Annotated in this window: 22 protein-coding genes and 1 other RNA gene; 15 read left to right on the forward strand and 8 right to left on the reverse strand. The window is 57.7% G+C overall.

Annotated features, from left to right (window positions below; genetic code table 11):
- Positions 1-438: 438 nt before the first annotated feature.
- From BMZ01_RS02755 to BMZ01_RS02765, 3 genes are read right to left on the reverse strand one after another with little or no spacing between them, the layout of a single operon-like run.
- A complete protein-coding gene (locus BMZ01_RS02755; protein WP_092284162.1) occupies positions 439-1395 on the reverse strand; it encodes an SURF1 family cytochrome oxidase biogenesis protein in 957 nt (318 codons plus the stop codon).
- A gap of 11 nt (positions 1396-1406) precedes the next feature.
- Positions 1407-1952 (reverse strand): low molecular weight protein-tyrosine-phosphatase, encoded by a 546-nt coding sequence (locus BMZ01_RS02760; protein ID WP_092284164.1) that lies wholly within the window; start codon positions 1950-1952, stop codon positions 1407-1409.
- Entirely contained in the window at positions 1927-2592 is a 666-nt protein-coding gene (locus BMZ01_RS02765; RefSeq protein ID WP_092284166.1) for an HAD-IA family hydrolase, read from the reverse strand. Before BMZ01_RS02765 ends, BMZ01_RS02760 begins: the two co-directional genes overlap by 26 nt.
- A gap of 51 nt (positions 2593-2643) precedes the next feature.
- Here BMZ01_RS02765 and BMZ01_RS02770 point away from each other — a divergent pair, with 51 nt between their 5' ends.
- The 4 genes from BMZ01_RS02770 (at position 2644) to rnpB (ending at position 6185) form a co-directional block, all read left to right on the forward strand.
- Positions 2644-3777: a Nif3-like dinuclear metal center hexameric protein gene (locus tag BMZ01_RS02770; protein WP_092284256.1), complete on the forward strand. Its 1134-nt coding sequence runs from the start codon at positions 2644-2646 to the stop codon at positions 3775-3777.
- Positions 3778-3839: 62 nt separating this feature from the next.
- On the forward strand, positions 3840-4571 hold the full coding sequence (locus tag BMZ01_RS02775) for a zinc ribbon domain-containing protein (RefSeq protein ID WP_092284168.1): 732 nt from the start codon (positions 3840-3842) through the stop codon (positions 4569-4571).
- 18 nt (positions 4572-4589) lie between these two features.
- Positions 4590-5747 (forward strand): bifunctional RNase H/acid phosphatase, encoded by a 1158-nt coding sequence (locus tag BMZ01_RS02780; RefSeq protein ID WP_092284170.1) that lies wholly within the window; start codon positions 4590-4592, stop codon positions 5745-5747.
- Positions 5748-5763: 16 nt separating this feature from the next.
- Positions 5764-6185: RNase P RNA component class A (gene rnpB, locus BMZ01_RS02785), an RNA gene on the forward strand.
- A 10-nt stretch (positions 6186-6195) separates the two neighbouring features.
- On the opposite strand, the gene BMZ01_RS02790 is transcribed toward rnpB, so the two are convergent.
- Complete coding sequence (locus tag BMZ01_RS02790; RefSeq protein WP_177180025.1) at positions 6196-7518, reverse strand: galactokinase family protein; 1323 nt, start codon at positions 7516-7518, stop codon at positions 6196-6198.
- Positions 7519-7627: 109 nt separating this feature from the next.
- Between BMZ01_RS02790 and BMZ01_RS11495 the strand changes: the two genes are divergently transcribed.
- The gene (locus BMZ01_RS11495) at positions 7628-7816 is read left to right on the forward strand and encodes a hypothetical protein (RefSeq protein WP_092284174.1); all 189 of its coding nucleotides are present in this window, start codon (positions 7628-7630) and stop codon (positions 7814-7816) included.
- On the opposite strand, the gene BMZ01_RS02800 is transcribed toward BMZ01_RS11495, so the two are convergent.
- Together BMZ01_RS02800 and BMZ01_RS02805 are read right to left on the reverse strand one after the other, a co-directional pair.
- Positions 7813-8454 (reverse strand): CYTH domain-containing protein, encoded by a 642-nt coding sequence (locus BMZ01_RS02800; RefSeq protein WP_092284177.1) that lies wholly within the window; start codon positions 8452-8454, stop codon positions 7813-7815. The two genes, BMZ01_RS11495 and BMZ01_RS02800, sit on opposite strands and share 4 nt — an antisense overlap.
- A gap of 18 nt (positions 8455-8472) precedes the next feature.
- Complete coding sequence (locus tag BMZ01_RS02805; RefSeq protein ID WP_092284179.1) at positions 8473-9300, reverse strand: hypothetical protein; 828 nt, start codon at positions 9298-9300, stop codon at positions 8473-8475.
- A 153-nt stretch (positions 9301-9453) separates the two neighbouring features.
- Between BMZ01_RS02805 and BMZ01_RS02810 the strand changes: the two genes are divergently transcribed.
- The 3 genes from BMZ01_RS02810 (at position 9454) to BMZ01_RS02820 (ending at position 14752) form a co-directional block, all read left to right on the forward strand.
- Complete coding sequence (locus tag BMZ01_RS02810) at positions 9454-10791, forward strand: glutamine synthetase family protein (protein ID WP_092284258.1); 1338 nt, start codon at positions 9454-9456, stop codon at positions 10789-10791.
- A gap of 29 nt (positions 10792-10820) precedes the next feature.
- Positions 10821-14000 (forward strand): bifunctional [glutamine synthetase] adenylyltransferase/[glutamine synthetase]-adenylyl-L-tyrosine phosphorylase, encoded by a 3180-nt coding sequence (locus tag BMZ01_RS02815; RefSeq protein WP_092284181.1) that lies wholly within the window; start codon positions 10821-10823, stop codon positions 13998-14000.
- Positions 14001-14185: 185 nt separating this feature from the next.
- Positions 14186-14752, forward strand: a complete 567-nt coding sequence (locus tag BMZ01_RS02820; RefSeq protein ID WP_092284183.1) for a hypothetical protein — start codon at positions 14186-14188, stop codon at positions 14750-14752.
- A gap of 24 nt (positions 14753-14776) precedes the next feature.
- On the opposite strand, the gene BMZ01_RS02825 is transcribed toward BMZ01_RS02820, so the two are convergent.
- Both BMZ01_RS02825 and BMZ01_RS10985 read right to left on the reverse strand, forming a co-directional pair.
- On the reverse strand, positions 14777-16144 hold the full coding sequence (locus BMZ01_RS02825) for an MFS transporter (RefSeq protein WP_092284260.1): 1368 nt from the start codon (positions 16142-16144) through the stop codon (positions 14777-14779).
- 108 nt (positions 16145-16252) lie between these two features.
- Positions 16253-17068, reverse strand: a complete 816-nt coding sequence (locus BMZ01_RS10985; protein WP_143067433.1) for a sortase — start codon at positions 17066-17068, stop codon at positions 16253-16255.
- Between the two features lie 88 nt (positions 17069-17156).
- Between BMZ01_RS10985 and thrC the strand changes: the two genes are divergently transcribed.
- The 7 genes from thrC to BMZ01_RS02865 all read left to right on the forward strand — a co-directional run.
- Entirely contained in the window at positions 17157-18620 is a 1464-nt protein-coding gene (thrC, locus tag BMZ01_RS02835) for a threonine synthase (protein ID WP_092284187.1), read from the forward strand.
- 379 nt (positions 18621-18999) lie between these two features.
- Entirely contained in the window at positions 19000-20019 is a 1020-nt protein-coding gene (locus BMZ01_RS02840; RefSeq protein ID WP_092284189.1) for a siderophore ABC transporter substrate-binding protein, read from the forward strand.
- 84 nt (positions 20020-20103) lie between these two features.
- Positions 20104-21096: an ABC transporter permease gene (locus BMZ01_RS02845; RefSeq protein ID WP_223846005.1), complete on the forward strand. Its 993-nt coding sequence runs from the start codon at positions 20104-20106 to the stop codon at positions 21094-21096.
- Positions 21080-22162 carry an iron chelate uptake ABC transporter family permease subunit gene (locus BMZ01_RS02850; protein ID WP_092284191.1) on the forward strand — a complete coding sequence of 361 codons (1083 nt, stop codon included), beginning with the start codon at positions 21080-21082 and terminating at the stop codon, positions 22160-22162. Before BMZ01_RS02845 ends, BMZ01_RS02850 begins: the two co-directional genes overlap by 17 nt.
- Positions 22162-23004: an iron ABC transporter ATP-binding protein gene (locus BMZ01_RS02855; RefSeq protein ID WP_092284193.1), complete on the forward strand. Its 843-nt coding sequence runs from the start codon at positions 22162-22164 to the stop codon at positions 23002-23004. The genes BMZ01_RS02850 and BMZ01_RS02855 overlap by 1 nt, the downstream gene beginning before the upstream one ends.
- Before the next feature lie 138 nt (positions 23005-23142).
- Positions 23143-23676: an NUDIX hydrolase gene (locus BMZ01_RS02860; protein ID WP_092284194.1), complete on the forward strand. Its 534-nt coding sequence runs from the start codon at positions 23143-23145 to the stop codon at positions 23674-23676.
- A gap of 713 nt (positions 23677-24389) precedes the next feature.
- Positions 24390-24620, forward strand: a 231-nt coding sequence (locus BMZ01_RS02865; RefSeq protein WP_218140931.1) for a hypothetical protein, incomplete at its 3' end; no start/stop codon positions are given.

A 24620-nucleotide genomic window follows, 5' to 3' on the forward strand; every position in this document is an offset into this window, starting at 1 on the left:
CCACACAATCAGGGGATACTCGCGCAATAAAACCACTACGCGCGGCAAACGGGGGAGAAATCAACGTTCCCTTAGGAAGCACCTGCGCCAGGGGCTCGGCCAAAGCCTCCCAAGAGTCGATATAGCGGTCCCCTTCCGGGGAAAAGACGCTGCCATGCGGGGTCGGGGAATCCGCGAGGAAGCGCAGGCCGAGGCTTTCGAGCAGGCGCAGGACATCGGTGCTTTCGTTGAGCAGTTCGACATTGGTGAATAGCCCGGGCGTGCTGATCAGTGCATGCAGTGGGTGGAGTTCGGAGGTGGCGGCGGCGTCGAGTTCTTGGATTTCGGCTTCGCTGAGCTTGCGGTTGAGGATCAGCCCGCTATGTTTGCTTAAAAACCGCAGCATCGGGGAGTAGCGCGGGGTAGGGGAGAAGATTTGTTTAAAGAGCGACACCTTTTTTAAAACCTTTCGCGTTTGCGGCGCCCTAATTTGCTGAAGTGATCAGGGTGCTGCCCACCATAACGCGAACGCACATCGCGGGAGCGCGTCTCCGGGGCTGAGGCCTCCGGGGCTGAGGCTTCCGGCGCTGAGGCCTCTGCAGGAGTTTCCTCTTCGGGGGTCTGCTCTTCGGTGGCTTCCGCTTGGACCTCGGCTTCTTCTTCTCGCACGCGGCGGCGTTCGCGCAGCTCAGAGTAGATGAAATAACCCAAACCGAGCGGGGCCATAATGCCAAAAGCAATCCACTGCAGCCCATAAGAAAGGTGCGAACCGCGATCCAGCTTAGGGATGGGGATGGGGCGAAGCGAACCTGGCTGATCGGGGGAAAGCTGCACCCAGGCATCGACCAGGTCCTGGCCGGTGACCTGCGAAATCTCTTCGGTATTAATGCCATAGACCTGGTGGTAGCCGCCATCTTCCATGGGCTGGGTCTTCGGCTTTTGCTCATCGGCGCGCAGCACCCCCACCACCGTGGTGGTTTCTGCGGGCGCCTTGGGGATCGGCGGGGTGGCACCTTCAATGGGTGGTTCATAACCGCGGTTGATCAAGATAATCGCACCTTGATCGCTTTGGAAAGGCACCAGGGATTGGAAGGCGGGGTTGGCTTCTACGGGGCGGAGGCGCAAGAGCACTTCGCTTTCAGGCAGGTAATGCCCGCGGATGGCGACCCGCGTCCATTCCTTTTCTGCAGGCAGTTGGTGCTCGGTGCCCATCACCTCTTCATAGGGGATGGGGTTTTCTTTGAAGGCGCGCTCGATCTGCTCATTGCGGTGCACCAGGGCATCGTCTTTGCCGAGCTGCCAGGGAGCGAGGAAAGTGAAGGCGAAATAAGAGAACACCAACACTGCGAGCAGGGAGAGGAACCAGCCGGGTGTTAAGAAGGCACGCCAGCCTTTCCGCCGATTGTGAGCTTTCACAACAACCCAGCTTAGCGCTCCGCTACTTTTTGCTTCGCCCAGTCGAGCAAACCAGGCACCGCAGCCTCAATCTCCTCGCGGGTACGCGAGAACCCCTCCGGGCCGCCATAGTAGGGATCATCCACGCTGGCACCGGCAGGGGAAGCCGGATCAAAACTGCGCAGCAAACGCACCTTCTTCGGATCCATCCCGCGGCGCAGTAGGCGATCGCGGTGCCCGGAATCCAGCGCCACAATCAGATCCGCGGCCTCATCCTCGGGGCCAAATTGGCTGGCGCGATGCGCCTCCCCGTCATAGCCGTGGGCGGCGAGTTCCGCGCGGGCGCGCTCATCGGCTTGTTGCCCCACATGCCAATCCCCGGTGCCACAGGAAATGGCGCGCACCTGATCCGCCAACCCCGCTTCGGCGACGGCGTGGGCGAAAATGACCTCGGCCATGGGGGAGCGGCAAATATTTCCGGTGCACACGAAGGTCAGCGTCAGCGGGTTGCTCTTGCTTGGGTTGCTCTTGCTTGGGTTGCTCTTGCTGGTGTTAGTGCTTGTTGCCGAAGTGCTCATAAATAATCTCCTCTAACTGCGCTGGGCTATCTGCGCGATACTGCGCGGCCGCCCACTCCTCAGGCGTCCCATAACCCCAGTTCACGGCCACAGTGGGGATCCCAAACTGCGCGGCACCAGCAATATCATGCTGGCGATCACCCACCATGAGGATCTCCGACTCGCGGCCATGGAGCTCTAGCTTATCTAGGACATACGCAATCACATCGTGTTTTTCCCGCCGCGGCCCATTTTCCTGCGCCGCCCCAATAAAACTAAACGCCTCGCGCATCTCAAAAAGCTCCAACACCTTCAACGCAAAGCGCTCCGACTTACTCGTCGCCGTCGCCAAGGTGAAATCCTCCGCCAGGCGCGGCAGTAACTCCGGCAACCCGGCATAGGGCTCACACTTCTTCCAATTCCCGCCCTCGGTGGCGGACATATAGTGCGCCAACCCCTCGCTGAGCTGCGCTTCCGGAACCCCGAAGCGCGCCAGGGATTGCACCATCGGTGGGCCGGGGATGGTGCGGATCTTATCCTCCGGTGGCAGCGGATACCCCAGTGAGGTCATTGCGTGCACAAAGGAAGCGCGAATACCTGGGTAGGAATCAATCAGAGTGCCATCAACGTCGAAAAATACGAAGCTCACGGCCTCAACCATGCCAGCTATGCTGAGAAACTGCATCTAATGGAAGGGATGAAGCAGCACACTATGAGCATCACTGTCGCCGATATTCGCCGCATTATGGATCGCGCCTACCCGCCGCAGCTCGCCGAAAAATGGGATAAAAACGGGTTGATCTGCGGTGATCCCAACAACGAGGTGCAACGCGTGGCCTTCGCCTTGGAATGCGATATGGCTGTTGTGGAAGCCGCCGAGGCTGCCGGGGCGCAGATGATTATTGTGCACCACCCGCTGTTGCTCAAAGCCGTCTCCTCCGTGGCCGCCGACACCCCCAAAGGTGCGGTGCTGCATCGGCTGATCCGCAGCGGCATTGCGCTTTTCAATGCGCACACCAACGCCGATTCCGCGCGCCCCGGCGTGAACGATCACCTCTGCGAGATCCTCGGGCTTCACCCCGGGCGCCCGCTCGCCCCGCAATCTCAAGGCGCCCGCGATGCCTGGACGGTGTATTTCCCCTTAGCGACATCCGAGAACGTGCTTCCGCACCTTTTCACTCATGGTGCAGGAGAGATTGGGAACTATTGCCGCTGCTCTTTCTCTTCAACGGGAGAAGGACAATTCGAACCCCGCCCCGGGGCGGACCCCACCGAAGGCGAGATTGGGGTACTACACCGCGGCGAGGAAGAAAAAGTGGAATTCATTGCACCTGCTTCTCGTCGCCGCGAGATCTTGGCAGCCCTGCGGGAACACCACCCCTATGAGGAACCCGCCTTCCATATTGTGGCGATGGAAGAAGATGCCGAGGCAGATAATGCGGTAGGTATTGGGCGCATCGGCAAGTTGCCAGAACCCATGCGGCTAGGCGATTTTGTGCAGCGCGTGGCAAATACCTTGCCCCAAACCGCGTGGGGGGTGCGCGCTACTGGTGACCCAGAACAGCTCATCCAAAAAGTAGCGGTGTGCTCTGGTTCCGGCGATAGCTTCTTGGACCTGGTGCGCGGGCTGGATGTGGATGCCTATTTAACCTCTGATCTGCGCCACCACCCGGTTGATGAGTACCTGCGCGCCGGGGGAGTGCCGGTGATTGATACCGCGCACTGGGCCAGCGAATTCCCGTGGACCAGCCAAGCCGCGGAGCTGATTGGCCGCGAAGCTGGGGTGGAGACCATCATCGTGGATCACCGCAGCGACCCTTGGACAATGGGGGCTCAGCGCGGCTAGGCCTACACTAAAATCTCCGACTTAAACCTCTCTTTGCTCTCTGTTGAAGGAAGAACACCCCCATGAAATTCGCACCGGAAATCCAACGCAACCTCCTGCACATGGCGATTATTCGCCGCCAATTAGAAGCCGGCGGTGCGGAAATCATCACCCCGGAGCAAGCCGAACTCGATGAGTTGCTGGAACAACAACGCCGCCTACGCGATGCCGCCGCTAGTGCCGCGATGGCGGTGGAGGATATGGAAACCGAGATTCTGCGCATCCAAGCCGATGAGCGCAAACTCCGTCGCCGAGTCGCCGATGATCGCGAAGCATTGCGCGCCACCAGTGACCCGGAAAAACGCCGCGACCTGGAACATGATGAGTATTCGGCGAAATCCCGGATCGCGGATCTGCTGAGCGAATTGGCCGAAGCACATAATGAGATCCATGCCTTGCGCTCTAACCATGACAATCATGGTGCGCGGCTGGATGAACTGAATAAGAAGGTTGATTTAGCAACGCGTGCTCGCGATGCGGCCGCGGAATCCCGCCACCACCTCAGTGAGGAAAATATCATCGAAGATATTGAGCGTATCCGCGGTGAATTGCCCGAGGAATTACTTGAGGCCTATGACGCCGCCTATAAGGAATACGGTGTGGGCGCTGCTTTCTTCAATGGTCGTAGCTGCGGGGGTTGCCATATGATGTTGCCGGCTAATGACCGCACCCGCATTAGGAACCTGCCCGAAGATGAGGTTGCCGAATGCCCCAATTGCGCCACCTTGTTGGTGCGCACCTCGCTGCAGAACTAGAAGGGGAGCAGCTCCTAGATGAAATTGTGCATTGAATCCGATGGTGGTTCCCGCGGCAACCCCGGCATCGCCGGCTCCGGCACCGTTATTTATGATGGCGCGCGCCAAAAAATCCTTAAAGAAATGTCCTATGTGGTGGGCAAAGCCACCAATAATGTGGCCGAATACCACAGCGTGATCAATGGGCTGCGCGCCGCCAAAGAGATGGGTGCCACCGAAGTGGAGGTCTATATGGACTCCAAGTTGGTGGTGGAGCAAATGTCTGGGCGTTGGAAAATCAAGCACCCAGATATGGCCGCATTAGCTAAAGAAGCCCAAGCCCTGGTTCGCGAGATCGGGCAGGTTAGTTTCCAATGGATTCCGCGTAAGGACAATGCCCGCGCAGATGCCCTCGCGAACCTCGCCATGGATGCCCTCGCTGATGGCGCCAAGCCCGGGTTTTTAGGGGAAGCGCCGGAGCGTGCTGCGGCTGGGAATGCTTCGGTGGAGGATGCTGCCCAGCCGGTGCGCTCGCCTTCGCATTGGGCCGGTCATAAAGAAGAACCCTTGCGGTTTTTCCTCATCCGCCATGGGGAAACCGAGTTCTCCACCCAGCTTCGCTATAGCGGTTGGGGTGATCCAGAGCTCACCGAGAAGGGTCGAACCCAAGCCAAGCGCAGTGCCACCCGACTTGCCGAGATACTAGATGGCCATGAGGTTGCCGCGATTTTCAGCTCGCCTTTATCGCGGGCGAAGGAAACCGCGCAGATCATCCAAGCAGAACTGGGAGAAGTTCAGCTCAAAGAAGCTGAGGCGCTCAAGGAATTGAACTTCGGCACCTGGGAAGGGCTCACCTTCGCCCAAGCCCGCCAGCAGGATCCCACACTGCATGAAGCGTGGGTGGATAACCCCGCCGATAATGCCCCACCGGAAGGCGAAAGCATCCGCGAGCTCTACCAACGTGTGCGTACCTGGCGGAATGGTTTAAACCGCCACTACAGCGGCAACACCTTGGTGGTAGTCAGCCACGTCAATGTGATTAAGGCCTTGGTATGCCAAGCCCTGGGTGCTGGACCCGGTTCGGTTAATCGTTTTTTCCTCGACCCAGCAGGTATCTCCGAGATCGAGTTTTATCCGCCCAGCGCGGGTGCTTGCGTGCGTCGGGTAAATGAGACGGGACACCTTCAGGGCGTGTAAGCTTCCCTCTTGCGAATGAGTTGGCTGGGTGATCGCGATCCTTGAACCACACCTCACCTTTGGGTGCGGTGTAGGCAAGTGGTCGAGGAAAGTCCGGACTCCACAGAGCACGGTGATTGCTAACGGCAACCCGGGGTGACCCGAGGGCATGTGCAACAGAAAGTAAACCGCCCCTACTTCGGTAGGGGTAAGGGTGAAAGGGTGCGGTAAGAGCGCACCGGCGGGGCAGGTGACTGCCCCGGCCAGGTAAACCCCACCGGGAGCAAGGCAAAACACGACATACCTTGGTGTGTCGCGGCACAGGCGCTTAAAGGCTGCTCGCCTAGCCTGTGGGTAGCTGCTTGAGGCAACCAGCAATGGTTCGCCCTAGATGGATGTTCACCGAACCGCGCTTAAGCACGCGGGGAACAGAATCCGGCTTATAGGCCAACTCATTCGCCCACAAACCTTAATTCTGGTTGGCATTATGCACCGTGGCGTCTTCACCACGGCCAAGTTTGATTGCCTCAGCAGAAAAATCATCTTCGCGGCGTACCCAGGCTAGTGCTGCGGGTGTGTTCTTATAAAGCGTGCTTAGCCGAGCACTTGCAGCACCCTGTTTGAGGCACTCGCGCACCAAAGAATCATCAAAGGCGTAGCTCAGAGCTAATTGTGCTTGGGAATCATTGACCAGGCTAAGAGCATCCTCATGGCGCCGGGAGCGAAGCGCACCGGCAAGCTGTTGGGCGCGCTGAGTTTCTAGATCCCACCACGATAACCAGGTATCCGCATCCACAATGCTGGGCACATTTTCTGCGCCTTGTACGCTATGGACCGCACGTAACCAATCCAAGGTGCGCGAATGCGCATCCGGTAGGAGGCGGAGAGATTCAGTACCAAAAGCCGCTGCCGCTTGGGCAAAGAAGCTTCGCGCGCGCAAAAGCTCCGGATAACAGCTGGGGCCCGCACCTAAAGTGTCGCCCGGGGTGAGGCTGGTGCTGCTTCGCAGGTAGAGATCCAAGCCAGTAGTACTTGGATGCGGGGCTTGGGTAAGCGACCCATCCGCATAGTCCACTACCGCAGTGAACTTTCCCTTACCTCGCAGTGCCGCGGTATGCCGTGCCGGCATCACCGCATCCTGGGTGAAAATCCCCAAGGCATGATCCAAGGCCTCAGAAATTTTCGCCAAGTTGGGGGCTTCGGAAATGTCGATATGTTCACTACACACCGCCAACCCCAAAGCAGCATCTAGGGAATGCAATGCCCCCAGGCCAACACCGGAGGGGATGGTGCTGACAATGCTGATACTGAAGCCATAGTGACTACGCGGAATGAGCTGGCGGGCCGCTAAGGAATGCAACACCCCACCTACCCGATAAGCCAAGGCCTGAGGGGTACCCGGCTGCGGAAGCTCCTTGTGTGGGGCTTGCTTCGCCGGGGTGCCACGCCGCCGCCCGCGGCTTTCCTGCGCACGCTGCTCATTATGTTGAGTAGCTACATCATCAACCTCTTTTAGGCTGATCGAGGCAGTAATCGGGCTCGCATCCGCTGCGCCTTCTTGGAGCAGCCGGATACTGAGGGTTTGGTCTTTTCGTGGGGAGAGCGAAACAACCACATAGCGACCCACCAGGGTCAACAGCACCACCCCGCCGCAGGCATCGGTATATTCGCCAAGCAATGCGGCGGTCCCCGGGACACAAGCAAGCGCGGTTGCCTCGCAACCATAAAGGCTTTCGTGATAACCAGCTGCCAGGTCTCGTAGTTCAGCACTACCGGTGGGCCGTTGGGCCATGAGGCTGTCGCTTCCTTTCATTCAAGTTTCCCCCTCAAACTGCAAACACTCTCACTCTAGCGGTAGCCTGTCAGCAAATAAGAGCACAGTTGAAGGAGCTGATGACATCATGGCCAAGGCCGACCACAAGTGGTACTACAATGTCGCTACCGGCGAGGTTACCCAAGGCAAGCAATCCGGGTGGGAAAACCGCATGGGCCCCTATGATTCCGAAGAAGAAGCCCGCCACGCCCTGGACATCGCTGAGCAGCGCAACGCCGCCGCCGACGCCCAAGACGATGAATGGGATGAGGACTAAGGCGCCACATCACCTAAAGCACTCAGCAGCTTAGAAGGCGAGGAAGCAACCTTCGCCCCAGCTGCTACCAAGGTGCTTTCGCAGGCACGCAGGAGGTCGGCGACCTCATCGACGCCTTCTGCTAATTCCACTTCCCATTCCCGCCAACGCTGAGGCTTCCCGCCTGGCAAGAAACACTGCGTGCTGACGCGGTCATCACAGAATTCCATGATGGCACGCCCACTCGCGTCCAGCAGCTGGGTTTCCTCGCGGTCATTACCGACCTGCGCGATGAGATACAGCTTTGCCCCACCCGTAACCGCGCTAATCGTGTCCCGAAACTCCGATGGGATCTGCACTTCTTGTCCCACCGCCGGTTCAGGTGCTGCTGAGAGATCAGCGTGGATTTCTTTCCGCCCAGAATGCGGGCCTGAGGCCGGCAATTTAATATGCCAGCCAGCATCCTTCCCGCCGGTGCGCCGCCGCATGGTGATCTTCGCCCGAGTAAGAGCTAGGTCTTGGGTGTCAACATATAAAGCGGAGAGATGAAAACACTGCTTTTCCCCCAGCTGTGCAACACCATCAATGGTGGTGAGATCCGGAAGCGCGGTATCGGCCTCCACCTCGAACTTCGTCTCAATTTCATAGGAGCTACTCATAATCTCTCTTTCTAGCACCTAGGCATAAGGCGGGAGTCCACTGCGCGCCAACTGCGGGTAGAAGACACACAACAGATCACAGGCACGGAATAACCGCGCCCGCAGATAATCCACGCCTTGGGCAGCGCGCGAGAAATCAGCCGCACGCAAGGTGTAGAAAAAATGCGCGGCATCTGCGAGGACCAACTCAATATCGTCAGCATCTAAGCGATCGCTAAGTGCTTCAAACAAGCTCAGTACGTGGTGTACATCCGAGTGCGTGCCCAGCACTAGGACAATCATTTCATCTGCGACTGAAATGCACGCACAGTCACTGTGATAGGCGATGGTGCTTAGCACCAGCTTCAAATCCGGTGCAGCATCACGATCTAGGTACACGCGCCCACACACCACCTGAGGCAGTACCTGCTCAAACTCTTCAACCAGTAGTTCATGCACGCGATCTTCTTCGCGCAATATGTGCTGGTAGTACAGCAAGAAACCCGGCTCATCAGCGGTGGAGATGAGCTCATGGAGTCGCTGGATCCCCCCAAAATTCAGTGATTCTCGCAGTTTGCCCGCATCATAAAGTTCATCCGGTAGGCGAGGAAGTGCTGCCAGACCATGAGCTAATGCTTGATTCCCAGGTCCTCCAAGGCGTGCCAATTCCTCCTCCGCCTGCTCCGGTGCATCCGAACGCTGAAGCATATCCGCCCAAGCTGCTTGGATAGCCGGGGTAGGGGCATAAGCAAGCAATAGTGGTGCGAAGTGGCTTAACCACAGGTGGATCTCCGGACCTAATACGTGGGTCAGATCACGCGGAGTCCAACCGCGAGACACCGCATGCTTCATCAAATCGCTCATCATTGGGCAAGTCACCGTCTCCTCATCTCGAACCTGCATTCATAACAGCAGTTGGGTTGGGTCACAGCTCCCCCCAAACGCTTGGCTGAAACGATCTGAACTTTCTCCTTGCCCGCCTCCCACTACCCCCGCCGCTGCTTCATTACGCTGGTGGACATGAATAGCCAACAGGAATTCGTTTTAAGGGCCGTTGAAGAACGCGATATCCGCTTCATCCGCCTCTGGTTCACTGACATCCTCGGATACCTCAAATCCGTGGTCATGGCCCCAAGCGAATTGGAATCGGCCTTCGAAGAAGGCGTCGGTTTCGATGGCTCCGCCATTGAAGGTTTCTCCCGCATCTCCGAAGCAGACACCATCGCTTTGCCGGATCCATCCACCTTCCAAATCCTGCCGCTTGATCCCCCAGACTCCGGCCTGCAAACGGCACGGATGTTCTGCGATATCACCATGCCCGATGGCCAACCATCCTGGGCTGACCCACGTCAAGTGCTGCGCCGACAGGTCGAACAAGCCGCAGAAGAAGGCTTCACCTGCATGGTGTCCCCGGAAATCGAGTTCTACCTCTTCTCCGGGCGCGATGATGAAGGCCGACCCATTGCTGCGGACCGTGGCGGCTACTTCGATCAGGCCAACCACAACTATGCGCCGAAATTCCGGCGCGAAGCCATGATGATGCTCGAAGCAATGAGCATCCCCGTGGAGTTCTCTCACCATGAGACCGCGCCGGGCCAACAAGAAATCGACTTGCGCCATGCCGATGTGTTGACCATGTCGGATTCCATCATGACCTTCCGCTATCTCATCAAACAGGTAGCACTGCGATCCGGTGTGCAGGCAACCTTTATGCCCAAGCCCTTCAAAGACCATGCGGGATCAGCCATGCACTCCCACATCTCCCTTTTCGAAGGCGACCAAAATGCCTTCCACGATCCCGATGATGAATACAGTCTCTCGGATACCGCCAAGCACTTCATCGCCGGCATCCTGCACCACGCACCGGAGATCTCAGCCGTCACAAACCAGTGGACCAACTCCTATAAGCGCATCGTGTTCGGCGCAGAAGCTCCCACCTCAGCAACCTGGGGCGTGTCGAACCGCTCAGCTTTGGTCCGCGTACCGACCTACCGTCTCGCAAAAGCAGACTCCCGACGCGTTGAAGTCCGCAGCGTGGATTCAGCATGTAACCCCTACTTGGCGTACTCGGTGTTGTTAGGTGCTGGCCTTAAGGGCATCCGCGAAGGCTACGAGTTAGGCGAACCGGCCGAAGACAATATCTCAGACCTCACTCGCCGCGAACGCCGTGCGATGGGCTACGTGGACCTACCCTTCAGCTTGGATCAGGCCCTACGCAAACTCGAACGCTCCGAGCTAATGGCCGAGGTACTCGGGGAGCACGTCTTCGAATACTTCCTGCGCGCCAAGTGGCAGGAATGGCACTACTACCAGGAACAAATCACGCCCTGGGAGTTAGACAACAACCTCGACTACTAGGAAAACTACTAGGACAATAGACAGACACCATGCCGCGCCGAATTATTCCGCCACCGCCCCCACCACCACCGATCCGACCGATACGGGTGGGCAAAAAAACCACGCCTGCACCCAATCCCGCAGGCGCACCGACTACGGAAACCACCCCGGCGGCCTATCGGCGCAGCACCCTGCCCTCACCAGCTGCCCTGGGGCTGAATAGCTCGCATGCGGAAGCTGACCTAGAGGAACTGGGTTGGCGCAATGAAGAATCCAGCGACCTGTGTTGGGCACTTGGTGGCGCGGCCGATCCGGATGCAGCGCTTAACGGGCTCATCCGACTGTTCCAGGCACTAAGAGAAGAATCAGGCGTCGCGGACTTAGACCAGGCTCTGAGAAACGACCCGGCACTGCGGCTGAGGTTGATCTGCATTTTGGGTGGATCCACCGCACTTGCTGACCACTTAGTTGCCAACCCCAGTTTGTGGAAGGAGCTTGCAAAACCACTACCACAACGGGCAGATATGTTTGCCAACCTCTTGGGAGCTATTAAGGCAGAACCACTTAATGATGATGGTGCCAGTGCTTCCTTGAGCACCCCAGGCACCTACCGTGCCGGTCTAAGCGGTGGGGAAGCGGAGACGATCTTAAAACGCGAATACCGCACGCTCATCTTGAGGATTGCCGCTTATGACTTGGCGGGTACCGCCCCAGAATCTAGGCGCAGAGTCTCCCAGGACCCCATCCCCATGGTCGAGGTCACAGCGCTATTGGCAGATGCCGCAGATGCTGCCTTAACCGCAGCCCTAGCGGTCGCAGCAGCCGATGTGGAAGATGAGCCCCTGCACTTGGCGGTCATCGCCATGGGCAAGTGTGGTGGCCGAGAACTGAACTACATCTCCGATGTAGACGTCATCTTCGTGGCGGACCCAGCTGATGCCCAAGCAACCCGCGTAGCCGGAGAATTTATCCGAATTGGCTGCACAGCCTTCTTTGAGGTAGATGCAGCATTACGCCCTGAAGGTAAACGCGGAGCCTTGGTGCGCAGCCTGGATTCGCATGTGACCTACTACAAGCGATGGGCAGATACCTGGGAATTCCAGGCCTTATTGAAGGCCCGCCCGATGACCGGCGATATGCGCCTGGGGCAGCAATATATTGACGCAATTAGTCCTATGGTGTGGGAAGCCAGCCAGCGCAAAAGCTTCGTCGAAGATGTTCAAGGTATGCGGCGCAGGGTGCTGGAAAATGTTCCCAAGGAACTACGCGAACGCGAGCTCAAACTCGGTGAAGGTGGGCTAAGAGATGTGGAATTCGCTGTGCAATTGCTGCAGCTGGTCCACGGACGCTCTGATGAGGGGCTAAGAGATCGCTCCACCCTTGGTGCCCTAGGCGCCTTGGTAGCTGGCGGATACGTAGGCCGCGAGGACGGAGCCCAATTAGCGGAAGCCTATGCCTTCCTCCGGCTCTTAGAGCACCGCCTCCAATTACAACGCTTAAGGCGGACCCATACGCTACCACCAGAAAGCGACAAGGCAGCGCTTTTCCGCCTAGCTACTACCTCCGGATTCTCCGGGACCGGCACACAATCCGCGGCTTCCTTGTTACAGGAGCGCCTACGGAAGGTGCGGCTGCTCATTTCCACCCTGCACTCAAGGCTCTTCTACCGCCCACTGCTCAGCAGTGTGGTGACCATGTCCGTGGGAGCGCTCAAGCTCTCCCCAGAATCCGCGAAACTTCAGCTAGCAGCCTTGGGCTATACCTTCCCGGATCGAGCCTTCGAGCACTTAACCGCACTTGCTGCCGGCACCACCCGTCGCGCCAAGATCCAGGCGATGCTATTGCCCACCCTGATGGAATGGTTATCGGCCACCGCGGATCCAGATGCTGGGCTATTGAATTACCGCAAGCTTTCCGAAGCAGCGCATGATCGCAATTGGTTCCTCAGGATGCTGCGCGACGAAGGCATTGTCGGCCAGCGCCTCATGAAGATTCTGGGCACCTCGCCTTATACCGCTGATCTGATTATTAGCCACCCGGATACCGTCAAGCTTCTTGGCGATGGTGCCAGCGGACCGAAACTTCTCGATGCTGCCGCCGGGCAAGTATCCACCTCATTGGTGGCCGCAGCAGGGCGACAAAAAGACCCGGAGAAAGCTATTTCCGTTGCGCGTTCCCTGCGCCGAGCAGAACTTGCACGTATTGCCTCTGCTGATCTGCTGGGCATGATGGACACCAAGACTGTGTGCGTGCACCTTTCCATGGTGTGGGACGCCGTATTGGACGCGGCACTCAGAGCAGAAGTTCGCCATCAGTTAGAACAAGATGGCCTAGAAGAAGCACCAGCGCGCATCGCCGTTATTGGCATGGGCCGTCTCGGAGGCGCAGAACTCGGCTATGGCTCAGATGCTGACGTCATGTTTGTGTGCGATCCGGCGGAAGGGATCTCCGATACCGAGGCAGTGAAGTGGTCCATCAACGTTTGTGAATCCATGCGACAGCGCCTCTCCAAGCCCAGCGGCGACCCGCCTTTAGAAGTCGACCTAGGGCTACGCCCAGAGGGCCGCTCCGGTGCGGCGGTTCGCACCATCGATTCCTACGAGCGCTACTACCACGAGTGGGGTGAAGTGTGGGAAATCCAGGCGCTCTTGCGTGCCCAATTCATCGCAGGAGACGCCGAGGTTGGCCAACGCTTCCTGGAGATGATTAATCCCATCCGCTACCCAGAACGCGGTGTGCGGGCTTCAAGCGTTAGGGAAGTGCGCCGCATGAAAGCCCGTGTGGATACGGAGCGTTTGCCGCGCGGAGCAGATCGCAACACGCACACCAAACTTGGGCGCGGCGCACTCACCGATATCGAGTGGACCGTGCAGCTTTTGTGCATGATCCATGGACACCGCTATCCGCAGCTACACGACACCTCAACTCTCAACGTGTTAGATGCACTAGAGGAAATTAATGACCCTGAAGTGATCCGCGCTGAGGATGTGCGAGTTTTACGCACTGCGTGGCTTACCGCAACGGCCGCGCGCAATGCACTGGTTTTGGTGCGTGGCAGGCGAACCGACCAGCTCCCACAACCTGGCCCGCACCTGGCGCAAGTTGCCGGAGCGGCTGGTTGGGACCCCCATGAGTACCAAGAATTCCTCGAAAACTACCTGAAGGTCACGCGCCGGGCACGCCGAATAGTGGATGAGGTGTTCTGGGGCGAACCTTCCATGGAACCCTGATGTCGGGCACACCCTGAGAAGCGTCTCGGGGTATGTCCTGATTTCCGGCCGGACTTTCCTCAAAACCATTGCCTAGGTCCAAGCGACTCCGTAGCCTAGGCAACAATAAGTGCTAGCCAAAGACGACTAGACCAGCTCGGCTAGCTAATCGTCCGCTAGATCAGGCAAGGGAAAAGAACACCATCATGGAACTACGAATTGATATCGATAACTGCACCCTCGGCGAGCTAAAGAGCTTTGTGGACATGGCCGTTACCTATGGCGCGCGGCTCGATGACTACCTTCACACTGACTCCTCGGTTGGTGAGGTCGCCGTGACCATTTCTCCCGAGGCTCCTGCCAACGAGGAAGAAAACCCCGAAGATGATGGCGAGCCCGCGGATCACTTTGAACCTGAAGATGATCTAAGGCGTGCACGGAAGTTCGGAAGCTTTGCAGCGGAAGATTCGCCGAACTTTGATATCCCCAGGGGCGCACCACGTTCGGGCCCGTATTTCTATGACCCCAGGCAGGATCGCGGGCAGCAGCACCGCGGTGAGGAGCGTCGAGGTGGACATCGCAGTGGTGAGCGCTCGCGCAGCCAAAGCGATTTTGATCGCCTCATCGATGACTTCAGCGATATCGCCCGCACAGTCCTAGACCCCCGTATTGGAGAAGCCGCAGTGCGCAGCGTCTTGGATGCGTGGGATCGCCGCAATGGCAACGGCCGCTACGGCAATGGCCGCTACGGCGGTGGGCGCTACCGCCGCTAAGTCCAGCAAGAAGCTTATGGGAAGCTAGTGCTCCTTGCTTTCCTCCACATAACGCACTGGATAAGCCTGGCCCTCGCGGCCGGGTTTATTCTTTTCAACCTGCTGGGCTTCCCACTGCCGCGCCGACCAACGGCGCGAAATCAACAGCCCAACAACCCCTAGGAACCACACGCTAAGCCATGCCCACCAGGCATAACGGAAATCCATCCAGGTGTAGTTAATGCCAGTGGCGTGATGATCCAACACAATGCCTACAGCCTGTGCAGCAACCATGCCGGAAACGAAACCACCCATATTCGCCAGGCCTGTACCCGTGGCAACTACGCCACGATCCATGCGTTCCCGCACATAGTCGAAGCCATAGTTCGAGGCAGAAGTCAGGCTGCCAACAATGAGGTTCACAATAATGATCGCGCCAATACCGCGCGGAGTTTCCGGCAGCATGAAAATAATCCACGCCACCGCAATACTGATGGTGCAAAAAAGCGCGAAGAGATCCCGCTTAGCACCTAAGCGTGCAGAAATAATGCCATGCAATGGGCCGGCACACACCACTGCTACGGTATTCAGACTTAAAACCAACCCTGCTTGAGCTGGGCTTAAACCCATACCCAGCGTCATCAGCGGAACACCCCACAACATGGTGAACACAACTTGCGGAACCATATTGATGTAGTGGATGAAGAAGCCCTGCCAACACACCGCGGAAGTACCCACCTCCGCAAGCACCTTCCGAACCGGGGGCCTGGGCTTGCGCGCCTTGGTTTTCCTATCCGCTGCACTCCGGGCTGGTTCATCCGGGGAATCCGCCACCGCGATCGCGGCAGTCAAGGCAACCAAGAGCCCCAAGGCACCGATGCTGCAAAATGCAATCGTCCAACCACGGAGCTCCAACAGGTGCAAGAAGGGGACTGCGGAAAGAAATTGCCCGATCTGCCCTAAACCACCGGTGAGTTGAGTAAATAGGGGAGTGCGGCGAAGCGGGAACCAGAAGGGCAAAATCCGCATCGCACTTAAAAACGCAGTGGCATCTCCAGCGCCGATAAATACTCGAGCCATAATCGCAATGGCATAGGAATCACTCAGACCTAACACCACCTGGCCGCAGGCCATCACCACAGCCCCAACAACCAAAAGCGCACGCGGCCCAAAACGATCAATAAGCATCCCGGTAGGGATCTGGGCTAAGGCATACACACCAACCTGCACCGCGGTAAACACCGCAATGCGTGACGCATCCACATGGAAACGCTCGATCGCTTCCACACCGGCCACACCAAAGGAGGTGCGCCCCAAAATCGCGACGATGTACACCAGCAAGGCGCTAAGCCACACAATCAGGGCCCGGCGAGTAACCCTTATGCGCGCATCAGGAGTGTAGGAGCTAGCCACGGAAATCTCCACGAAAACAAGTCAATAGGTGAGTAAGAGAGAACTTCCCCAGGGACCTCCATCTGAAGGTCCAAGGGGAAGCACAAAATAACGTCTGCGTGGAGCACTCTAAGGCTTTAAGCGACCGGAGACAATAACGTTGTATTCCAGATCGCGGTTATCGCGCACCGCACAAGCAATGAGGATAATGCGCCCACGATCAGCCTCATCATTGAGCTCAACATCATTGATTGCTTCGGTTTTATTCACCAGCCAGGTCTTATCCACCACCCATTCTCGCGAATGCCCCTCTGCATCCTTCATGATGATGCTTGAGCCATTCAGAATCGGAGTGGAGTAACGGGCGACGGTGCCACCCCCATAAGCCGGTACTTTCTCAGCAGGCTTATTGAAGTCGATGTCATAGGTGGCTTTCTCCGAGAAGGGATTAAACACCAAAGGTGCCTGCCCCCAGGCGTGGCCCAGAATATAAACAGTGCCTTCCTTAGCGTTCTGCGGGCTCACACCCCAACCATCAACCCACCGCACCATTGTTTGCTGTGGACCAGCTGGATTCAGGGGCAACACATAAGGCATCGAATCATAGGTGGCGCCGGTGATCTCCACGGCACCGTGCATCTCGAAGCTGCCGTAGTTAGCCGGCGCCGGACCATCATTGACCGGTGGCGGAGGTGGCGGTTCGCTAGAAGTCGGGGTGCTAGTGGTGCTGCTTGTCGGAGACACCGTCAAAGTCCCCAACGGCCTCGTCGTGGTCGGCGTAGATCCTGACTGCGTCGGAATATTGAGCGCCAGTGCCAGCACAACACCCAAGATCACCAAGATGGCAAGGACGGCAGCACTAAACCGCCGTCGCCGTCGTCCATTGGGGTCCGGTGGAAAGTCAGTCGCATTATCCGGAGTGTTTGCTGACATAGAAGAGGGCATAGGCCCCATTCTTAAGGGGAAGCGGGTGCATAGCAAACAGCCAGGGGGTGTTCACCCTTTAGATAACCATCCAAGTAGTGTGGTTCAGGTGAAATACATTTCGACTCGTGATCCCCAGCGCACCCCAGTCAGTTTCACCGATATTCTTCTCGGCGGTCTCGCCCCTGACGGTGGCCTCTACCTACCGGAAACCTATCCGCAACTAGACGCCGCCCAGCTCACCCGCTGGCGCACCCTGCTGAAAGAAGAAGGTTACGCCGCACTAGCAGCCGAAATTCTGGGACTATTCGTAGACGATATCCCCGCCGAAGATATCGCTGCGATCTGCGCACGAGCTTATGACGGATCTGATGACCCAGCTGCTGGCACCAGCTTCTCCAGCGCGGAAATCGTACCCGTCACCCACCTCGAAGACTCCCTATATATTGCGCACCTATCCGAAGGCCCCACCGCGGCCTTCAAAGACATGGCGATGCAGCTTCTTGGGGAACTCTTCGAATATGAACTCGGCCGCCGTGGCGAAACTCTGAATATCTTGGGTGCTACCTCCGGCGATACCGGTTCCTCCGCCGAATATGCAATGCGTGGGCGCGCCGGGATCCGCGTCTTCATGCTCACCCCAGCGGGTCGCATGACCCCCTTCCAACAAGCCCAAATGTTTGGCTTGGATGACCCCAATATCTTTAATATCGCTTTGGACGGCGTCTTTGATGATTGCCAGGATGTGGTCAAAGCCGTTTCCCGCGATGCTCAATTTAAGAAGGAGTACCGCATCGGTGCGGTTAACTCCATTAACTGGGCACGGCTCATGGCACAGGTGGTGTACTATATTTCCTCCTGGTTGAAGATGACCGAGAACAATGATCAAAAAGTCAGCTTCTGTGTCCCCACCGGTAACTTCGGCGATATCTGTGCTGGGCATATCGCCCGCCAAATGGGACTACCGATCGATCGTCTGATCGTGGCAACCAATGAAAATGATGTGCTCGATGAGTTCTTCCACAGCGGCGACTATCGAGTTCGCAGCTCTGCTGAAACCATGGAGACCTCCAGTCCTTCGATGGATATTTCCCGGGCTTCGAACTTCGAGCGTTTTGTTTTCGATCTGCTCGACCGCGATGCCACCCGCATTGACGATCTCTTTGGCACCCAAGTCACCCAAGGCGGCTTCGACCTCAGTAAGGACCCTGCCTTCGTTAAGGTCGATCAGACTTATGGTTTCGCTTCCGGGAAATCCACTCACGCTGATCGTGTTTCCACCATCCGGGATTGCTTTGAGCGTCTCGGCGTCATGATCGACCCGCATACCGCCGATGGCGTGCATGTCGCCCGCCAGTGGGCAGACCAGGTGGATAGCTCCATTGTGTGCCTGGAAACTGCGCTGCCAGTGAAATTCGCGGAGACCATTGTGGAAGCCACCTCGCAGGAACCTGAGACTCCGGAGCGTTTTAAAGATGTGATGGATGCCCCGCGCCACGTGAAGGATCTACCCAATGATGCCGATGTGGTGAAGAGCTTCATCCGCGAATCCATCGAGAACACCGAGGTTTAGCAGCCAAAGGCCTTAACAGGTATCAAACACAAGCGTCAAAAAACGCTAAAAGGTGCCGCCGGGGGGTTGGGGAGGGGAGTGCAGGGTTGCCTTGCACTCTCGGGTTCCTCCAAAAGGGGGTAGTACAGGAACCTTATGCATAGTTTGGGAAAACTTATATTGCCTGTACGAGACATCAACGTCACCATAAGTTTGTATCGTTCATGTAGCAGCCTGCATGCAAGGATAGCCAGGCCTTCCATCTTTGCCAGGGTTAGGTTAGGCTGCGGTGCTGGTAGGAATCCACGTGGGAAAACGACCGCAACTACGGGCGTTGGTTCCATCGTTGGACCTTAGTTTTATAGCTTGCTTCATACCCCGATCAAGGAGTTCTCTGCACATGTCTTTAGCCCTTCGCCGCACTACCGTTGGTGTCGCATCGCTTGCGATTGCTGCCACCAGCCTGGTGGGTTGCTCCAATAGCGAGTCTGATTCCACCTCCACCAGCACCACCACCTCCACCAGTGCCGCTGAAGCCACCACCACGACCACTGAGTCTTCTTCCGCTGCTGCGGATAAGAAGGACGAAAAGTCCGGCAAGAAGGCCATCGTCATGGAGTACGGCGCAGCCGACACCCTGGCTTCCCTGGGTCTTGAAGACCACATTGCTGCTATCTCCACCGTGAACGGCAAGCTGCCCAAGCCGCTGGAGGGTCTGCAGTCCAAGATCGGCGAGGACGGCATCAAGGACCTCGGCAGCCTGAAGCAGCCGAAGCTGGATGTCATCGCTGACCTGAGCCCGGATGTTATCTACTACGGTGCACGTGGCCGCAAGATCAAGGATGAGTTCTCCAAGCTCTCGGACAACGTCTACTACACACAGGCTGAGGGCAAGGACGGCAAGACCTTCTTCGAGTCCAACCGCGAGAACGTCGAGCAGGTCGCCAAGGACTTCGGTGTAATGGATAAGGCTGAGCCGAAGCTCGCCGAAATCGACAAGCTCGTCGACGAAGTGAAGGCCAAGTCCGCTGACGCCGGCACCGCTTTGATCCTCATGACCACCGGCGGCAAGGTTTCCGCTTATGGTGCTGATGACGGCTGGTACGGCTTCATCTACAACGATCTCGGCTTCAAGCCGGCCGGCGACATCGTCAACTCTGATGTTCACGGCAACACCATCAGCTGGGAGCAGCTGGCTGAACTGAACCCGGATCACGTCTTCGTCTTCGACCGTGACGCCGCCATCGGCAACGAAGGCGAGTCCGCTGAGCAGATCCTCGACAACGAGATCTTCAAGCAGACCAACGCTGCCAAGAATGGCAACGTCCACTACCTCGAGCCGCAGAATTGGTACTTGGTTGGCGGCGGCCTGGACGCCATGAAGTCCATGGTCACCGAAGTCAAGGACGCCCTGAAGTAAGTCCTTCGGACACTTTCAATCACCGTGGCTATAGCCTCGTCAACGACCACCACCCCTCGAAGCGCTCGGCTGCTTCGGGGGGTGGTGGCGGTTATCGTCCTGGTGGTGGTCTTCCTTGCCAGCCTCTTCGTCAACGTGGCTGATATTTCCCCCATCGATGTTCTCCGCGGCACGATGTCCGACCGCCACGCGCTGTACTTCTTCCAACAGCGCATCCCGCGCGCCCTATCCGCAGCCCTCGCTGGTTCCAGCCTGGCTATCGCCGGTCTGCTGATGCAGGTGCTTGCCCGCAACCGCTTCGTCTCCCCATCCACAGTCGGCACCGTGGAATCCGCCGGCCTCGGCTTGGTCATCGTCGCCATTATCGCCCCCGGCATGCCGCTGTTCGGGAAGATGTTGATCGCCATGGTCTTCGCCATGGGTGGCACCGCAATCTTCTTGACCTTCCTCGCCAAGATCAAGTTGCGTGACTCCCCATTGGTCCCGCTGGTTGGCATCATGCTCGGCTCCGTCATCAGTGCCGTCGCCACCTTCCTAGCGGTGAAGTATGGGCTCCTCCAAATGCTCTCCACCTGGCTCTTCGCTGATTTCTCGGCAGTGCTTTCTGGCCGCTACGAGCTGCTATGGGTGGTTGCTGGACTAGCGGTATTGACCTACCTGCTGGCCAACTTCTTCACCATCGCAGGCCTGGGCGAAGATACCGCCACCAACCTTGGGCTCTCACACCGCACCATTTTGTGGTCCGGCATGGCGATTGTTGCCGCTGTTGCCGCCGCCGTGGTGGTCACCGTTGGCTCGATTCCCTTCCTCGGCATCGTGGTTCCCAATATTGTCACCATGTTCCGCGGCGATAATATGCGCGAGAACATCCCTTGGGTGGCTTTCGGTGGTGCTATCACCGTCCTGGTCTGCGACACCATTGGCCGTACCTTGCCTGACTTCTTCACCTGGTTGGCTACCGGTACTGCCGCCGGAGTAGGGGAGATTCCCGTTGGCACAGTCATGGGTGCAGTCGGCGGCATCATCTTCCTCTACCTACTGCTGAAGGGAGACCCCCGTCGTGGCGACGCCAAATAAACCGACACCCACATCTGCCTCCCACAACATCCCAACGGAAGGCACCGCAGCGGCCGATACCAGCGCCGAAGCCCCACGCTTCGCGCAGCTTCGCCGTCGCCGCATCGTGGCCCACATCATCACCACGCTGCTGGCTATCGGGCTGATCTACCTGCTCTTCCACGACACCTTGCCGTCGCGCTCAAACACCAAGGCCTGGGACTACACCCTCAATCTCGTCATCGGCCAAGTCGGCGCCATGATCGTCGTCTCCGTGGCTATCGGTTTTTCCACGGTGCTCTTCCAAACCGTCACCGCCAACCGCATCCTCACCCCTTCCATCATCGGTTTCGATTCTCTCTTCCTACTAATCCAAACCATCATGATCTGGACGGTGGGCGCCACGGTCGGCGAAGAAGGCTCCATCTTCGACCACGCCTTAGCGAACTACTCCATCTCCGCTGGCCTCATGGTGATCTTCGCGATGACGCTTTACGGTTGGCTGCTTGTCGGCAAGCGCATCGCCTTGCCCACCTTGCTGCTCGTGGGTTTGGTCTTCGGCCTGGTCTTCCGCTCCATCACCGGTATGTTCCAGCGGATGTTGGATCCGGCTGCGTATATGCAATTGCAGTCCGTCATGTTCGCGGACTTTAGCTTCGTTAACCCAACGCTGCTGATGATCAGTGGTGGGGTGACCGCCCTCTGCGCGATCTTCGCGCTGCTGCGCCATCGTCGCTATGACGTGATGCTCCTAGGTCGCGATCCCGCCATTTCGCTGGGCATCAACCACCGCCGCGAAACCATCATCGTGTTGTTCCTGTGCACGCTGTTCGTCTCCTCAGCTACAGCTTTGGTCGGCCCGGTGCTCTTCTTCGGCATCATCATTGCCAACGCTTCCTACCAGGTGCTTTCTACCCAGCGCCATATCCACACCCTGCCGCTTTCCGCAGGCCTGGGCATCATTGGTCTCGCCGGCGGCCAATATGCCCTACGCCAACTCGGCGTTGAAGGCTCTCTCTCGATCGTCATCGAATTCATCGGCGGCCTCTTCTTCCTCTTCCTCCTGCTGAAAGGACGTACCGCGTGATGAGCACTGACAACACCCCAAACAACACTGCAAATACCACCGCAAATACCACCGCAGCAACCACCGAGGGCATCATCATCCGCGATGTCCACCAATCCTATGGTGGTTCCGCGGTGCTCCACGGCGTGAACGCACACATCCGCCCCGGCACAGTCACCTCCATTATTGGCCCCAACGGCGCGGGCAAGTCCACGCTGCTGTCCATCATGGCGCGCCTGGCCAAACCCACCCAGGGCACCGTGGAAGTCGATGGCCTTAATGTGCACAAGGTGGGCTCCAGCGAGGTAGCCAAGGTCCTTGCGGTGCTCCGCCAAGAAAACACCATCGGGGTGCGCCTCACCGTCCGCGATCTGGTCGGCTTCGGCCGCTTCCCGCATGACCGCGGCCACCACCGCCCGGAAGATCTCCGCATTATCGACGAGTCTTTGGAGTACCTCGAACTCGGCGATCTCGCAGACCGCTTCCTCGATGAGCTTTCCGGCGGTCAACGTCAGCGCGCTTTCGTGGCCATGGTGCTCGCCCAGGACACCCGCTACGTGCTTCTCGACGAGCCGCTTAATAACCTCGACATGAAGCACGCCGCCAATATGATGAACCGCGTGCACCGCGCCGCGCGCGACACCGGCCGCACCTTCGTGCTGGTCATCCACGATGTCAATATCGCCGCCGCCTACTCAGACCGCATCATCGCCTTACGCGATGGGATAGTGGTCGCCGATGGCGCCGCCGATGAGGTCCTCACCAGCGAGACCCTCCACGACATTTATGACATGCACATGCCCGTCACCACCGTCGATGGCCAAAAGATGGCCATGTACTTCGGCCGCCCCACCTATGAATAGGTCCTTATAGCATTAGCTCTATACACCATCGCGCGTAAACTCACATGGCGATGCCCCTCGCACCAACCTCGCTGGGGCATCGCCATTGTGCTTCTTCACACCCCGCCCACCGCTCATCGCCAAGGAGCAACCCGCAGCATGCCCACCCCAGACTTCATCCTTAGCCTCCGCGAAAAAATCGGTCATGAACACCTCCTCCTCCCCGGTGTCACCGCCATCGTCATCAAAGATGTTCCCGCGGATGCCCCACTGTGGGCAGTCCCCGAGGTCCTCATGGTCAAACGCTCCGACAATGGCATCTGGACCCCAATTACCGGCATCGTTGACCCACTAGAAGAACCCCACGTCACCGCCTGCCGCGAGGTCGCCGAAGAAACCGGGCTAAATGTGCAGGTCAAAGCCCTCCTCGGGGTGGGGCAAGTCGGCCCCATGACCTACCCCAATGGCGATGAGGTCAGCTTCATCGACACCAGTTTCCGCTGCGAAGTCACTCCCGGAACCCCCGATGAGCCCCGCATCGGCGATGAAGAATCCTCCGACGTCGGCTGGTTCTCCATCGCCCAACTCCCACCCACACTCCCACGATTCCGCCTCGTCATCGCCGATGCTGTTGCGCAACTCCGGCACCCCACCGGTTTTACTCCCCGCTTCGGCTATATTAAGCGCACTTAAAACTCTGTCGTGCTGTTCCCGAGACCCTGATCCCTCGACCTCAGGTCCAAATCCAAGTTGGCACAGGTCGCGGTTTGCCGCGCCTTCAAGGTTCACTTGCGAGTCTTTGAAAATTCAGCGGAGTTCTTTCGCCATGCCTCCAATGACAATGAGAATATGATTATGAAGCCTCAAATAAGAATCTCAATCTGAACTCGATGTCATTAACAGTGCGCGCTTCTACTCAATTATCAATAATAAAGCAAAAATGTACGGGGTTAATTTTGGGGGTAATTTAAGACTGGAGCGGGGTCGAGAAAATGACCTTGTGTCAAGGTGGATCTATGTCTATTTCTAAGTTGTTGATCGCGACAGAACTAAAAAGTTAGGCGACTTCCTTTATCGTCCTGACCAGTGCAAGAAGTCATCAAAGGTACTATGTTTCCTACGGTTGCCGCCGTTGTACTGCATTTTTCCTGCATCTTTTCCGCGAGGAGTGGGGCGCATCGGGTGCTCAGCAGGGGTTGTCATAGTGGGATGATCGGATGGATACTTGCTCTAGTACCTCATCTGGAATGAGCCTATCGACCCGCTTAGAAAGCTCCTAGGAGCAATTGAGAAATCTGGTTCTTTGTGGGAATGACTTACCTGTTTCGGTGGGTGTCATTAGACATCATTTTGGTTCTAATTCGTTGATGAGTGCTGTAGTAATCCGCTAGGAATAGGAATTCCACTTGAAAAACATCAAACTTGGCCGCAAAATCTGGGCGATCCTAGCGATCCCCACTCTCGGCATAGCTTCGATGACTGTGCCCACTACTATCACCGGCGACACGCCTACAGCAAACGCGATTATGATCCACCCGAAGCCGAGAGCCGCGGAGGCCGCACCGGGTGAGGGTCAAGGCGAAGGCGAAGACCCCGCACCCGGCGAAGGTGAAGGTGAAGGCGAAGACCCCGCACCC

The sequence above is a fragment of the Corynebacterium spheniscorum genome, from assembly GCF_900113445.1.
GTDB lineage: Bacteria > Actinomycetota > Actinomycetes > Mycobacteriales > Mycobacteriaceae > Corynebacterium > Corynebacterium spheniscorum.

Coding starts and splice junctions, on each gene's coding strand:
- BMZ01_RS02760 (WP_092284164.1), bottom strand. CDS start 1,952: ATGAGCACTTCGGCAACAAGCACTAACACCAGCAAGAGCAACCCAAGC.
- BMZ01_RS02765 (WP_092284166.1), bottom strand. CDS start 2,592: ATGGTTGAGGCCGTGAGCTTCGTATTTTTCGACGTTGATGGCACTCTG.
- BMZ01_RS02770 (WP_092284256.1), top strand. CDS start 2,644: ATGAGCATCACTGTCGCCGATATTCGCCGCATTATGGATCGCGCCTAC.
- BMZ01_RS02775 (WP_092284168.1), top strand. CDS start 3,840: ATGAAATTCGCACCGGAAATCCAACGCAACCTCCTGCACATGGCGATT.
- BMZ01_RS02780 (WP_092284170.1), top strand. CDS start 4,590: ATGAAATTGTGCATTGAATCCGATGGTGGTTCCCGCGGCAACCCCGGC.
- BMZ01_RS02790 (WP_177180025.1), bottom strand. CDS start 7,518: ATGGCCCAACGGCCCACCGGTAGTGCTGAACTACGAGACCTGGCAGCT.
- BMZ01_RS11495 (WP_092284174.1), top strand. CDS start 7,628: ATGGCCAAGGCCGACCACAAGTGGTACTACAATGTCGCTACCGGCGAG.
- BMZ01_RS02800 (WP_092284177.1), bottom strand. CDS start 8,454: ATGAGTAGCTCCTATGAAATTGAGACGAAGTTCGAGGTGGAGGCCGAT.
- BMZ01_RS02805 (WP_092284179.1), bottom strand. CDS start 9,300: ATGATGAGCGATTTGATGAAGCATGCGGTGTCTCGCGGTTGGACTCCG.
- BMZ01_RS02810 (WP_092284258.1), top strand. CDS start 9,454: ATGAATAGCCAACAGGAATTCGTTTTAAGGGCCGTTGAAGAACGCGAT.
- BMZ01_RS02815 (WP_092284181.1), top strand. CDS start 10,821: ATGCCGCGCCGAATTATTCCGCCACCGCCCCCACCACCACCGATCCGA.
- BMZ01_RS02820 (WP_092284183.1), top strand. CDS start 14,186: ATGGAACTACGAATTGATATCGATAACTGCACCCTCGGCGAGCTAAAG.
- BMZ01_RS10985 (WP_143067433.1), bottom strand. CDS start 17,068: ATGCCCTCTTCTATGTCAGCAAACACTCCGGATAATGCGACTGACTTT.
- BMZ01_RS02840 (WP_092284189.1), top strand. CDS start 19,000: ATGTCTTTAGCCCTTCGCCGCACTACCGTTGGTGTCGCATCGCTTGCG.
- BMZ01_RS02855 (WP_092284193.1), top strand. CDS start 22,162: ATGAGCACTGACAACACCCCAAACAACACTGCAAATACCACCGCAAAT.
- BMZ01_RS02860 (WP_092284194.1), top strand. CDS start 23,143: ATGCCCACCCCAGACTTCATCCTTAGCCTCCGCGAAAAAATCGGTCAT.